At 60.6% G+C, this 12,066-nt stretch carries 12 protein-coding genes; 6 read left to right on the top strand and 6 right to left on the bottom strand.

Annotated elements, in window-relative coordinates; genetic code table 11:
- Positions 1-24: 24 nt before the first annotated feature.
- Entirely contained in the window at positions 25-753 is a 729-nt protein-coding gene (locus tag QE453_RS13195; protein WP_004440526.1) for a thioredoxin family protein, read from the bottom strand.
- 149 nt (positions 754-902) lie between these two features.
- On the opposite strand from QE453_RS13195, the gene QE453_RS13190 reads away from it, so the two are divergent.
- The 3 genes from QE453_RS13190 to QE453_RS13180 all read left to right on the top strand — a co-directional run bounded on the left by QE453_RS13190 (position 903) and on the right by QE453_RS13180 (position 3,778).
- The gene (locus tag QE453_RS13190; protein WP_006700023.1) at positions 903-1,349 is read left to right on the top strand and encodes a MarR family winged helix-turn-helix transcriptional regulator; all 447 of its coding nucleotides are present in this window, start codon (positions 903-905) and stop codon (positions 1,347-1,349) included.
- Between the two features lie 87 nt (positions 1,350-1,436).
- A complete protein-coding gene (locus QE453_RS13185) occupies positions 1,437-1,859 on the top strand; it encodes a YciI family protein (RefSeq protein ID WP_004440523.1) in 423 nt (140 codons plus the stop codon).
- Between the two features lie 404 nt (positions 1,860-2,263).
- Positions 2,264-3,778: an ABC-F family ATP-binding cassette domain-containing protein gene (locus tag QE453_RS13180; protein ID WP_077986734.1), complete on the top strand. Its 1,515-nt coding sequence runs from the start codon at positions 2,264-2,266 to the stop codon at positions 3,776-3,778.
- A 40-nt stretch (positions 3,779-3,818) separates the two neighbouring features.
- On the opposite strand, the gene QE453_RS13175 is transcribed toward QE453_RS13180, so the two are convergent.
- From QE453_RS13175 to QE453_RS13165, 3 genes are all read right to left on the bottom strand, one after another.
- Entirely contained in the window at positions 3,819-4,580 is a 762-nt protein-coding gene (locus QE453_RS13175) for an RES family NAD+ phosphorylase (RefSeq protein WP_004440518.1), read from the bottom strand.
- Entirely contained in the window at positions 4,540-4,923 is a 384-nt protein-coding gene (locus QE453_RS13170) for an MbcA/ParS/Xre antitoxin family protein (RefSeq protein WP_004440515.1), read from the bottom strand. The genes QE453_RS13175 and QE453_RS13170 overlap by 41 nt, the downstream gene beginning before the upstream one ends.
- A gap of 302 nt (positions 4,924-5,225) precedes the next feature.
- A complete protein-coding gene (locus QE453_RS13165) occupies positions 5,226-5,648 on the bottom strand; it encodes an organic hydroperoxide resistance protein (RefSeq protein ID WP_003509379.1) in 423 nt (140 codons plus the stop codon).
- Positions 5,649-5,839: 191 nt separating this feature from the next.
- On the opposite strand from QE453_RS13165, the gene QE453_RS13160 reads away from it, so the two are divergent.
- The gene (locus QE453_RS13160) at positions 5,840-6,298 is read left to right on the top strand and encodes a MarR family winged helix-turn-helix transcriptional regulator (protein WP_004440509.1); all 459 of its coding nucleotides are present in this window, start codon (positions 5,840-5,842) and stop codon (positions 6,296-6,298) included.
- Between the two features lie 54 nt (positions 6,299-6,352).
- Here QE453_RS13160 and QE453_RS13155 read toward each other — a convergent pair whose 3' ends face one another.
- On the bottom strand, positions 6,353-7,078 hold the full coding sequence (locus QE453_RS13155) for a L,D-transpeptidase (protein ID WP_004440507.1): 726 nt from the start codon (positions 7,076-7,078) through the stop codon (positions 6,353-6,355).
- A gap of 155 nt (positions 7,079-7,233) precedes the next feature.
- Positions 7,234-8,148, bottom strand: coding sequence for a L,D-transpeptidase (locus QE453_RS13150; RefSeq protein WP_004440506.1), 915 nt, complete (start codon positions 8,146-8,148; stop codon positions 7,234-7,236).
- 166 nt (positions 8,149-8,314) lie between these two features.
- Between QE453_RS13150 and QE453_RS13145 the strand changes: the two genes are divergently transcribed.
- The gene (locus QE453_RS13145; protein ID WP_309777222.1) at positions 8,315-11,065 is read left to right on the top strand and encodes a heavy metal translocating P-type ATPase; all 2,751 of its coding nucleotides are present in this window, start codon (positions 8,315-8,317) and stop codon (positions 11,063-11,065) included.
- Between the two features lie 153 nt (positions 11,066-11,218).
- Entirely contained in the window at positions 11,219-12,001 is a 783-nt protein-coding gene (locus QE453_RS13140) for a glycosyltransferase family 32 protein (RefSeq protein WP_072494134.1), read from the top strand.
- Positions 12,002-12,066 lie beyond the last annotated feature (65 nt).

Genomic DNA, 12,066 nt, shown 5'->3' with positions numbered 1-12,066 from the left:
TCTCCTCCTCTCGTCTTGCCGTTTTCAGTGGCAGCAGGATGCGGCTTTCGGCGCGTCCTCATATTGGTCGTGGCGGCGCACCCAATCCATTACACCCTCTTCATTACGGCCTTTTGGCACCAGATCGAGCAGCATCAATGTGCCGAGCGTCTGCTCCGCGCCGCGGGCGTAAGTGGAATAGGTGTGATAGATCTTGCCGTCCTCGCCCCTGGCGAAAACGCTGATGCCGTGCAGGTCCTTCAGGTCGCCATAGGGCGCCATGTCGCGGTAATTGTAGGTGATTTCGCCGCTTGCCATGTCCTCGTCGCGAAACGAGGCCTGATAATCGTAATTGAAATCCGTGCCTGCTGCTGAAACCCAGGGGAATTTCCAACCCATGCGGTTTTTGTAGCTTTCGATCTTTTCAAGCGGTGCCCGCGACACCGCGACGAAGCCAGCATCGCCATGCTTGAGATGGATCAGCGCGCCATCGACGTGATCGGCGAAGAAGGAGCAGCCAACGCAGCCCTCCTCCCAGTCCGGCGCCAGCATGAAGTGGTAGACGATCAGCTGACTGCAATCACCGAACAACTCCTGCAGCGATTTGGGGCCGGAAGGCGCGTCGAAGATATAATCCTTCGTCACCTCCTCCCACGGCAATGCGCGACGGGCTTCGTTCAGCCTGTCACGGGCACGGGTCAATTCCTTTTCCTTCACCAGCAGATCGCGGCGGGCCGCAAGCCACTCCTCTTTCGAAACGACGGGATGAGACATGATCTTTCCTCCTTGGATCCGTCCTTCACCTCGGCGCCGCTCCGTCCCAACGGCCGGCACCGCCTATTTCTGTGCTGAAAGGCAACAAACAGTCTGCAGAGCACCAAGTTCCGCTTGACTAATTAGGTTGATATCAACACATTTAGCGCATGTCAAACGTCAGCGTGATTCCTTTTGCGACAACCATTCTCGTGCGTGATTCCTGCCTGTGCCTGCATGCACAGCGTGCGGCACGGGCGCTGGCACGGCTGTTCGACAATGCGTTGAAGCCGGTGGGCATCAACAATGGTCAATTTTCGCTGCTGATGTCGCTGAACCGCCCGGAGCCACCGCCGATGGGGCCGGTCGCCAATCTTCTGGCGATGGACCGCACGACGTTGACGGCGGCGCTGAAGCCGCTGGAGCGGCGCGGGCTGGTCAGCATCGAACAGGACCCGAAGGACAAGCGCGGCAAACGGCTGCGGCTGACGGCTGAGGGGATGGCCGTACTCGCCGCCGCGTTCCCGATATGGGAGCAGACCCATGCGGAAATCGAAGCAAAGATTGGAAGCGGTGACCCTGAAAGACTGCGCCGCGACCTCATCGATCTTGGCTGACAGGGGCGGAGCCCCCCGGCAAGACTGTCATCCGGTTGTCGCGCCGGAGAGCGAAACTGAACGAAACGCAATCCAGGAGGAATGATCATGCGTGCAATCGTTTTTGTAAAAGCCACAAAAAGCAGCGAAGACGGCGTGATGCCGACGACGGAACTGATGGAGGCAATGGGGAAATTCAACGAAGAACTGGTCAATGCCGGCATCATGCAGTCCGGCGACGGCCTGCACCCCTCCTCCAAGGGTAAGCGCGTGATCTTCGACGGCGACAGCCGCACCGTGATCGACGGTCCCTTCCCGCACACCAACGAGCTGGTCGCCGGTTTCTGGATCTGGAACGTGAAGGACATGGACGAGGCGGTAGAATGGGTAAAACGCTGCCCGAACCCGATGTTGGAGCGCAGCGAAATCGAAATCCGCCCCATGTTTGAAATGGAAGACTTCGGCGACGCGGTGACACCTGAAATCGCCGCTCATGTCGAAGAACTGCGGGCGCGTGTCGGCAACCAATGACGCCAGCGGGCCAAACGAGCCCGGCTGAAAGGATCAGGTGCGGCATCGACTAAATCTCACACCGGGTAGGCCTTGCCGCATCGGCCCTACCCACCCCTTCTCAAAGTGGGTTGCAACGGATCGCCGCCGCTGTTAATGGTCGGGCGGTTCAACCCGTTTCAAGAAAGGAGGCTTCGCATGGATATTTCCTGCTTCTGGCGCAATCGTCAGCTCTGCCACCTTTTTGCCCTGCGGACACGTTTGCAGGGCTGACCGGAACATCACCCTCTGGTTTGCCTAAAAGGCCGCGCAGGACGCAGTTCGTCTGCCATTGCGCATAGTTTCACGACGGATCACCAATAACCGAACCCACGTCCTGCACGCGCAGGCAACGGTGCGGGTCCGTCTTCGCCAGAGACGACATCATGACCATCATTACGCTGCGCAACCTCGGTATCATCCTTGGCAAACCGCTTTTTTCCAATCTTAGCCTCACCGTGAATGCGGGCGACCGCATCGGCATCGTCGCCGCCAATGGTTGCGGCAAGTCCACCCTGCTCAATTGCCTGGTGGGCGACATGGAGCCCAGTAGCGGCGACATCACCCGGCTGCGCGGGCTCACCCAGTCCATCGTGCGCCAAAATCCGCCTGCCGCCCTGATGGAGCTGACCATGCGGGATGCTGTGCTCTCCGCCCTGCCGGCGGATACGATCGATAGCGAAAGCTGGCGCGCAGACATCATCTTCGATGACATGCTGGTGCCGGAGCCGTTTCGCGAGCGTCGCCTGAAAGAACTGAGCGGCGGCTGGCAGAGGCTTGCCATGCTGGCCAAGGCCTGGATCACAGAGCCTGACGTGCTGCTGCTCGACGAGCCGACCAACCATCTCGACCTTGAAAAGATCAACGTGCTGGAAAGCTGGCTGGGCGCCCTGCCGCGCGACACGGCCGTCATCATCGTCAGCCACGACCGCGCCTTTCTCGACAATGTCACGCGGACGACGCTTTTCCTGCGGCCTGAGAACTCGGCGCTGTTTCGCCTGCCCTATGGCCGTGCGCGCGCGGCGCTGGAGGAGGAGGACGCCGCCGATGAGCGGCGTTTCCAGCGCGACATGAAAACCGCACAGCAGTTGCGCCGGCAGGCGGCCAAGCTCAACAATATCGGCATCAATTCCGGCAGCGATCTCCTGACCGTTAAAACCAAGCAATTGCGCGAGCGTGCGGAAAGGATCGAGGAGAAAGCGCGCCCTGCCCATATCGAACGATCCGCCGGCAAAATCCAGCTCGCCAATCGCGGCACCCATGCCAAGGTTCTGGTCACTCTGGAGGATGTTCCCGTCTCGACGCCGGATGGAACAGTGCTGTTCCGCACTGGCCGGCAATTCATCCGCCAGGGCGACCGCATCGTCATTCTCGGTCGCAACGGTGTCGGCAAGACGCGGCTGATGTCACTGCTGCAGGCGGCGGTGACGGGTGATGGCCATATTCAGGAGGGCATCAAGGCCACGCCCTCGCTAGTAGCCGGATATGTCGACCAGTCGCTTGCCGACATCGATGACGACAGCACGCCGGCGACGCTTCTCTCGCATCGCTTCGACATTGGCGACCAGCGCATCCACGGCCTGCTCGCCGGCGCCGGCATCGACATGGAAATGCAGAAACGCCGGATCGCCACGCTCTCAGGCGGGCAGAAGGCGCGACTTGCCATGCTGGCGCTCAGGCTGGCGGAGCCGAATTTCTACCTGCTGGACGAGCCGACGAACCATCTGGATATCGAGGGACAGGAAGCGCTGGAGGCGGAAATCATCAGCCGTGAAGCCAGCTGCGTCTTCGTTTCGCATGACAGGAGTTTTGTGCGGACGGTAGGTAACCGCTTCTGGCTGATCGACAAGCGCAGGCTGGTGGAAGTTGACGACCCGGAAGCGTTTTTCGCTTCCGCCTGACATCATCGGCCCACCAAGAGGATGAAACAGAGAACGCCCGTCAGCCCAGCAGGCTGGCGAGGCGTGGATCACCGGCAAAATCCGCGGCCGAAAAACCGGTTCGCCGCATCGGGAATTCGCACAGCGCCTGCACCCCGGTTTTCGAAAGATGGATGCGCCAGCTCATCCGCTCCACCGGCGATTTTTCGGCAAAGGCCTTCGGCGACAGGATGGCAATGTTGAGGCCGCCTGCCGGATCGCGCACCGAGCGGTAGAGGATGGCCTCGATCCGGGCGAGACGCGCCTGATCCGCCAGTGTCTGACAAGCTTCGTAATTCGTGGGATCAGTCCACAGGGCCTCGTCGCGGTTGAGTGCCGGTTCGGTCAGATCCAGCGCGGCATCGGTGGCGACGCGGGCGGCAAAGGCGGAATAATCGGCTGGATTGGCAGGCAGCGGCGTACCGGGCGATTCGGCGTAAAACAGCAGCCGGTAAAAGGCCATTTCAGCAAGCGCCGTTTCCACCTTCGCGGCGGCGTAATAAACGCCTTCGGTATAACCCGCGCGGCGGAACCGCGAGCCATGCGGATAGGCTGCGCCATAACGGAAGGGCGTCGCGAGAAGATAATCAAAACCGGCGCATTCGGGTGGAAACGGCCGCTTGCTCGCCTCCAGAATATCTTCCAGCAGCGATTGCTCTTCCACCGTATCCACCAGCTTCATGGTGGAAACCTGGTGCTGCGCCTCCACCAACCGCCAGTATTTTCCCGCCGCAGCGCGTTTTTCAGACAGGAGCGCGTCGGGCGTCCAGATAGGAGAGGACATCGATCAATCCGGTAATGGTAGTCAGCTTGTCGGCAGGTACGGCGCCGAGCGCCGTATTATGATTGCGCAGCCAGCTTTTCGCCACGGCCTCGTCGCCGCCGGCAATCGCATCCAGCGAACGGAAAACCCGGATCAGCAACACAGCCAGTTCAAAGGATTTGGCACCCGGCTCCAGCAGGAAATCAAGCCGCTTCATACGCGACACCGTGGGCGCGGAAACGCCAAGAATATCCGCCGTGCGGGCGGCATTCAGGCCGAGCCGCTCCGCGGCGGCGATGACAGCCTTGGTGACGACCCTGCCTTGCGATGCGGGGTCCGCCGTGGCCTTGGTGTGAATATTCATGGGTCTATCCTTTCCTTGGAAAGAATATAGCACATTTCTTTCTGCAAACAAGAAGGGCGGAATGAACGCAGGAATGACGATCCAGTGCCCAAGCCTGATATTTATCGTGTGCAGGGCGCCCCGCCCCGTCACCCCGGACTAGATCCGGGGTCCAGCGCGATCAAGTCCTTGATCGCGATAGACTCCTTTCAAGGCGCAGACGCGCCGGGGCCTGGATGCCGGATCTAGTCCGGCATGCGGAGGAGACGTCGCGGTCCACTTCAGGCCGGGATGAACCCGCCCCACATTTCAGACCTGAAAAATCAGGCTACCGAGACCGGCACTTCCGTGGAGGTGCGCATGGCGTGGCTGTAGGGGCAGACGATGTGCGCAGCAGCAACCAGTTTTTCAGCAACTTCGCGCTCGACACCAGGAATATTGGCCTTCAGCGAGACTTCGATGCCGAAGCCGCCGCCGTCTTCGCGCGGGCCGATACCGACGGTTGCCGTCACAGTGGTGTCTTCAGGAATCTTTACCTTTTCCTTGCCGGCGACGAATTTCAGGGCGCCGAGGAAGCAGGCGGAATAACCGGCTGCAAAAAGCTGTTCCGGATTGGTGCCGCGGGCGCCATCACCGCCCAGTTCCTTGGGAACAGTGAGCGTGACGTCGAGAACGCCGTCTTCCGACTTGGCGTTACCGGCGCGGCCACCGGTGGCAGATGCTTTGGTCGTGTAGAGAATTGGCATGACATTACTCCTTCGGGTTGGCGTTGAGGCTCTTATAGCGAACAATTGAATTGTGCGCAATATAATTTTGCACATTGAATGCGAATTCGTTTTTTGCGATAATTTTCACGAAATTTCGCCGCGCATCCATGCGGCAGGAACCGAAAGCGGGGGCCGATTGTTCCCTCCCCGGTTGATTTTGGAGCAGGAAAATGGGTGCAGAGGGCGACGACAAGAAGATGGAAAGCCTGCTGAGGCTGGACCAGCAGATATGTTTTGCGCTTTACGGCGCGGCGCATGCCTTCACAAGGGCCTACAAACCACTGCTCGACCCAATCGGGCTGACTTATCCGCAATATCTGGTCATGATGGCGCTATGGGAGAAAGAGACCTCCACCGTCAAGGCGCTCGGCGAAATGCTGGGGCTCGATTCCGGCACCCTTTCCCCGCTGCTGAAAAGGCTGGAGCATGCGGGGTTGATCACCCGCAAGCGCGGGACGGTGGACGAACGACAGGTGCTGGTGGCCCTGACGCCAAAGGGCGCGAACCTTAAAAAAGAGGGCGTGAAGATCATGGCGGCAATCGGCAATGCCACTGGTTGCGGGCTGGAAGAGCTGGTGCAGATCCGCGACCGGGTGAATGCGCTGAAGGACAGCCTCACCCGACCCTGACGTAACAAAAAAGGCGGCACGGAGCCGCCTTTTTTCATATGAAGAAGTCGCGGCTCACTGCCAGACCACGACACGCGCCTTCTGCGGCACGCGGTCGTAGAGATCGATGACGTCCTGGTTCATCAGGCGCACGCAGCCGGAGGAGACCGCCTTGCCAATGGAGTTCCACTCCGGCGAACCGTGCAGGCGGTAAAGTGTGTCCTTGCCATTCTGGAAGATATAGAGCGCGCGGGCGCCGAGCGGGTTCTTCAGGCCCGGCGGCATGCCGCCGTTCTTGGAGGAATATTTGGTGAGTTCCGGCTGGCGGGCGACCATTTCGTCCGGCGGTGTCCACTTCGGCCATTTCTGACGCCACTGGATGACGCCCTCGCCCGACCAGGCGAAACCTTCGCGGCCAATGCCGACGCCATAACGCATGGCGCTGCCGCCCGGCTCCACCACGTAAAGGAAGCGCGAACGCGTATCGACGACCACGGTGCCTGGACGTTCGCCCGTCGGATCAACGACCCGCTGGCGGTAATAACGCCGGTCGATTTTCTGATACGGCACGGCAGGAATGACGTAACCGCCATCCTCGACCGAGCCGTACATGACGGCCAGTTCCGCGTCGCTGACGCCGGACGAGAACATCTGGCGGAAATCGCTGCCAATGGCACTTGCCTGCTGGCGGATGGCGTCTCCCGTGCCCGATGAGGCGCAGCCTGCGAGAAGCGAAGCGGAAGAAAGGCCAAGAAGGGAAAGAAAGGTGCGTCTGGAAAGATCTGTGTCGGTGCTTGTCATAAGGCCGGTTTGTCCCACATTTCGAACGGCTAGATCGCCGTTGTACGTCATTTGTTCCGTATCATGCGTATTGCGAAAATAGTTAACCGACCGCTAAAAGCCAGTCACAAGCTGCTGGCGGAATGGGTCCCCTATCTCTTTCTTTTAGAACGTGTTCAGATAACCACAATCTGCGCACCCTGCGGCACGCGCTCATAGAGATCGATCACATCCTGATTGAGCATGCGCACGCAGCCGGAGGACGTCGCTTTACCGACAGACTGCCAGTCCGGCGTGCCGTGCACACGGTACAGCGTGTCCTTGCCATCCTTGAAGATATAAAGCGCACGTGCGCCAAGCGGGTTGTTCAGACCCGGCGTCATGCCGCCATTGGCGGCGGAGATGGAGGCGAGTTCCGGCTGGCGCTTGACCATTTCATCGGGCGGCGTCCAGCGCGGCCACTTGGCCTTCCACTGGATCTTGCCACGGCCCGACCAGGCGTAACCGTCACGTCCCAGCCCGACGCCATAGCGGATGGCCTTGCCGCCGGATTGAACGAGATAAAGGTAATGCTGCTTCGTATCGACCACGATGGTGCCAGGCGCTTCCGCCGTCTGGTAGCTGACTTCCTGCCGGAGATAACGCGGATCGATGCGGCCATAGGGAATGGCCGGCAAGGAGCGATCCTCATCGCGGATCGGGCCATACATGACACGGTGCAGCGGATTGGAGACCGGCAGACCATAGGCCACCGCCTGGCCTTGGCTCTGACCCTGGGGCACATTATAGCCCTGCACCTGCGGGGCCTGCAGCCCCTGGCCGCGCACCGGCGGGCCATATTCCTGATGGAAGCGGGTTCGGAACAGATCCGGCGGGCGCGTCGAAAGCTGGCCCGGCTGCGGCGGCAGTTCCGGCTGGCGATTGGAGCTGACGGAATTGAAATTGAACACCGGCGCCGTTTCCCTGACGAAGACGTCCGGGTCCATCCGGGTCGTATCCGTCACGAAAAGGCAGCCGCTCATCAGGGGCAGCAGGGCAAGCCCGACCAGAGAGGCCGCCCGGCGACCGTTTTTCAAAAGGAGTGCTATCATCTGAACCGCTTCATGGAATCCAATCTGAGGCCATGATGGACCGCGCGGCTGGCGCGAAGCTGGCGTCGGTTTTTCAAAAAAAATCGAAGAACTGCATTTTTTCTCTTGAAGCTCTAGTTGCTAGAGGTGCCAGATTGGCTGTCGAGTGGAATTCAGGAGCGAAACCATGAATATTTCGACACGCGGCAGTTTGAACGGGGAACCGGAGGCCCTGACCTTTTCGGTCGGTGGCATGGATTGCGGCAGCTGCGCGGCCAAGATCGAAACCGCGCTGTCGCGCCTGCCGGGCGTTGCCGACGTCAAGGTGTCAGTGGCCCGCGAGCGGCTGAACCTTTCGCTTGCCGAAAACAAAACCCCGGTGGAAAAAATCGAGGATACGTTGCGCAAGCTCGGCTTCAAGCCCGCTCTGCTGCCGCGCGAAAAAGCGCCCGCAGCAAAGGTGGAGGCCGATCAGCACGACCATTCCTCCTGCGGCGGTCACCATAATGACACGCCCCAAACGGCTATTGAAAACAACAATGCGCTGACCTTTTCGGTCGGCGGCATGGATTGCGGCAGCTGCGCGGCCAAGATCGAAACCGCACTGTCCCGCCTGCCCGGCGTTGCTGACGTCAAGGTGTCGGTGGCCCGCGAGCGGCTGAACCTTTCGCTTGCCGAAAACAAAACCCCGGTGGAAAAGATCGAGGATACGTTGCGCAAGCTCGGCTTCAAGCCGGCCCTGCTGCCGCAGGAGAAGGCCGCGCGCGAAAAAACGCCGGATCAAAAGCACGAACACGATCATGATCACGCGACATGCGGTGGCCATCACGATCATGATCATTCCGGTCATGATCACTCCGGGCATGATCATTCCGGCCACGACCACGCGGCGCATGACCATTCGGGAGACGAGCAGCATTCCTGCAACGGGCATGACCACGATCACTCCGGCCATGATCATTCAGGTCACGATCACGGACACGACCATGCGGGCCATTCCCACGCTGCCGCACCTGCCGCCGCAAACCAGAGCGCCGAGATAGGGCACGCCCATGGCGCGGACGAAAAAGGTGCATGGTGGCGCACCGCCAAGGCGCGCAACACCTTCACCGGCACCATTCTGGTCGCGATTGCCTATGCGGCGGAACTGACCTTCCCGGCCTGGGGTAGTTACGCCTTCATCGTCGCCACGCTGGTCACGCTCTTCCCGATCGCACGCAATGCCTTTAATGCTGCCCGTTTCGGCGCTGTCTTCACCATCGAGATGCTGATGACCATTGCCGCCATCGGCGCGATCATCATCGGCGAGGCGGAAGAGGCGGCTATCGTCGTGCTGCTGTTCTCCGTTGGCGAATTGCTGGAAGGCTTTGCCGCTGCCCGCGCCCGCTCTGGCATCAAGGCGCTCGGTTCGCTCTTGCCGAAAACGGCGATGGTGGAGGAAAACGGCGCGCTTCGGCAGGTCTCCGCCGATCAGGTGCGCATCGGCCAGGTGGTCGTGGCGCGCCCCGGCGACCGTATCGCCGCCGATGGTGTTGTCATCGACGGCCAGTCCAGCGTCGACGAATCGCCGATGACCGGGGAAAGCATTCCCGTCGCCAAGGACAAGGGCGACCGCGTGTTTGCCGGCTCGATCAACCATGACGGTTCGCTGCGCATCCGCGTCGACCGTGCGCCGGAAGACAACACCATCGCCCGCATCATTACGCTGGTCGAAGAAGCACAGGATGCCCGCGCGCCGACCGAGCGCTTCATCCAGAGCTTCTCGCGTTATTACATGCCGCTGATCGTCGCGATCTCGGTGCTGACGATCATCGTGCCGCCGCTCGCCGGTCTCGGTGATTGGGACACCTGGATTTACCGTGGTCTCGCGCTGCTCCTGATCGGTTGCCCCTGCGCGCTGGTCATCTCCGTTCCTGCCGCCATTGCCTCCAGCCTGTCGGCTGCGGCACGCCACGGCATGCTCGTAAAGGGCGGCGCAGTCATCGAAATGCTGGCACGCACCGAAACCGTCGCCTTCGACAAGACCGGCACGCTGACGCTTGGGGAACCTGTCGTGACCGACGTGATCGCGCTCGATGGCAACGAGGCCGAGCTGATTGCGCAGGCCGCGACCATCGAAAGCGAGTCGAGCCATCCGCTCGCCCGCGCTATCGTCGATCACGCTGAAAAGCGCGGCGTGAAGCCCCTGCCCGGCTCCAACATCAAGGCGATTTCCGGTCGCGGCATGCAGGGCAATGTCGGCGGCAAGGATCTGTTCATCGGCGCTCCGCGCTTTGCGACTGAGGTCGGTGCGCTTTCGAAGGATCTTGCCGATCGTATTTCCGCGCTGGAAAGCGAAGGCAAGACGGTGGCTGTCGTCATGGCCGGCGGCACGGCAAGCGGCCTCTTCGCCATGCGCGACGAGCCGCGCAAGGATGCGGCCGAAGGCGTCAAGGCGCTGAAGGATATGGGCATTTCCTCGCTGATGCTGTCGGGTGACAATGCCCGCACCGCGCGTGCCATCGGCAACAAGCTTGGCCTTGAAGCGCGCGGTGAACTTCTGCCGCAGAACAAGGTCGAGGAAATCCGCAAGCTTGCCGAGAAGCAGACCGTTGTCATGGTGGGTGACGGCATCAACGATGCGCCTGCTCTTGCGGCGGCCAGCGTCGGTGTTGCCATCGGCTCGGGCACAGACGTGGCGATGGAAGCCGCGGATGCGGCGCTGATGCGCAACAATGTCGGCGACGCCGCCCGCCTAATCGGCCTTTCGCGCGCCACCATGAACAATATCCGACAGAACGTGACGATTGCGCTCGGCCTGAAGGCGGTGTTCCTGGTCACAACAGTTACCGGCCTTTCCGGCCTGTGGCTTGCCGTCTTCGCCGATACGGGCGCCACGGTTCTGGTGACCGCCAATGCCATGCGGCTGCTTGGATATTTCAACCGCAACAAGGGCTGACATTCCATTTGCGTGCAAGACGGCCGGGTCTCGTCCATCGAGGCCCGGCCGTCTCATTTACGGCATATTGACAAACTAATTGCGTCCAATAAATACCGCGTACCGCCGTTTCCACGTGCGTGACAATCGATTCCACGCGCAGGAGCGCTGAACTTGGCAAAGCATGGCTATAACCGCATCGCGTACCGCGCGATCAAGATCGGTGGGAACATCGCCAAGGTCATTTTTTCCATCGATTTGTTCATCCGGCCCGGCAGGAGAAAGACGCTCCCGCAGTATCAGCCTGCCAGACGCAGCCCGAAATCGGAAAAAGCCATTCCCCGCATTATCTGGCAGACGAATTACTCCAATCGGGTCACGACGCCGATCTATGCGAATTTCCTGTTCAACCGCTGGCTGACGCCGGAATTCGAATATCGTTACCATGATGACGAGGCGTGCCAGGCCTATATCGACCGGCATTTTCCCGGACGTTACGCCGACGCCTTCCGTCGCCTGCAGGTGGGCGCCGCCAAGGCGGATTTCTGGCGTATTCTGGTGCTGCTGCAGGAAGGCGGCATCTATCTCGATATCGATTCCAATTTTGCGGCCCGCCCCGAAGATGTGATCGACCCGCAGGAAGAGGCCGTTTTCATCGCCATGAAAAGCGGCGAGATCACGAATTACTTCATGGCCTCCAGGCCCGGCCACCCGGCGCTCAGGCTGATGGCCGACCGTATTTCCCGGAATATCGAAGACGGAACGCTCGCCAGCGTCTATGACATGACCGGCCCGACGGTGGTGCATGCCGTCGTCAAGGAACTGGGGCTTCCGGTCCGCAACTACCGCGAAATGTGCACGCAGGGTCAGTTCACCAACAAGCGCGCCCAATATGCCGACAAAAAAGACGGCGCATGGTGGGCGGAGCAAGCCAAGACGTCCATCGTCAAGAACTAGGACATCTCCGGTAAACGCGAAGCGGTCTGGCCGGACGTGCTCCTCAACCCCAGACGTTCCTAGAC

This window comes from Agrobacterium sp. SORGH_AS_0440, assembly GCF_031453135.1.
GTDB classification, from domain to species: domain Bacteria; phylum Pseudomonadota; class Alphaproteobacteria; order Rhizobiales; family Rhizobiaceae; genus Agrobacterium; species Agrobacterium pusense.
The sequence above is the reverse complement of the archived record's forward strand: the minus strand, read 5'-3'. Positions and strand labels throughout refer to the sequence as shown.

Excerpts from the sequence above, each read along its gene's own strand:
- QE453_RS13175 (WP_004440518.1), bottom strand. The coding sequence starts at position 4,580 with ATGTCCTCTCCTATCTGGACGCCCGACGCGCTCCTGTCTGAAAAACGC.
- QE453_RS13160 (WP_004440509.1), top strand. The coding sequence starts at position 5,840 with ATGGGTGCAGAGGGCGACGACAAGAAGATGGAAAGCCTGCTGAGGCTG.
- QE453_RS13145 (WP_309777222.1), top strand. The coding sequence starts at position 8,315 with ATGAATATTTCGACACGCGGCAGTTTGAACGGGGAACCGGAGGCCCTG.
- QE453_RS13150 (WP_004440506.1), bottom strand. The coding sequence starts at position 8,148 with ATGATAGCACTCCTTTTGAAAAACGGTCGCCGGGCGGCCTCTCTGGTC.
- QE453_RS13180 (WP_077986734.1), top strand. The coding sequence starts at position 2,264 with ATGACCATCATTACGCTGCGCAACCTCGGTATCATCCTTGGCAAACCG.
- QE453_RS13170 (WP_004440515.1), bottom strand. The coding sequence starts at position 4,923 with ATGAATATTCACACCAAGGCCACGGCGGACCCCGCATCGCAAGGCAGG.
- QE453_RS13185 (WP_004440523.1), top strand. The coding sequence starts at position 1,437 with ATGCGTGCAATCGTTTTTGTAAAAGCCACAAAAAGCAGCGAAGACGGC.
- QE453_RS13195 (WP_004440526.1), bottom strand. The coding sequence starts at position 753 with ATGTCTCATCCCGTCGTTTCGAAAGAGGAGTGGCTTGCGGCCCGCCGC.
- QE453_RS13190 (WP_006700023.1), top strand. The coding sequence starts at position 903 with ATGTCAAACGTCAGCGTGATTCCTTTTGCGACAACCATTCTCGTGCGT.
- QE453_RS13155 (WP_004440507.1), bottom strand. The coding sequence starts at position 7,078 with ATGACAAGCACCGACACAGATCTTTCCAGACGCACCTTTCTTTCCCTT.
- QE453_RS13165 (WP_003509379.1), bottom strand. The coding sequence starts at position 5,648 with ATGCCAATTCTCTACACGACCAAAGCATCTGCCACCGGTGGCCGCGCC.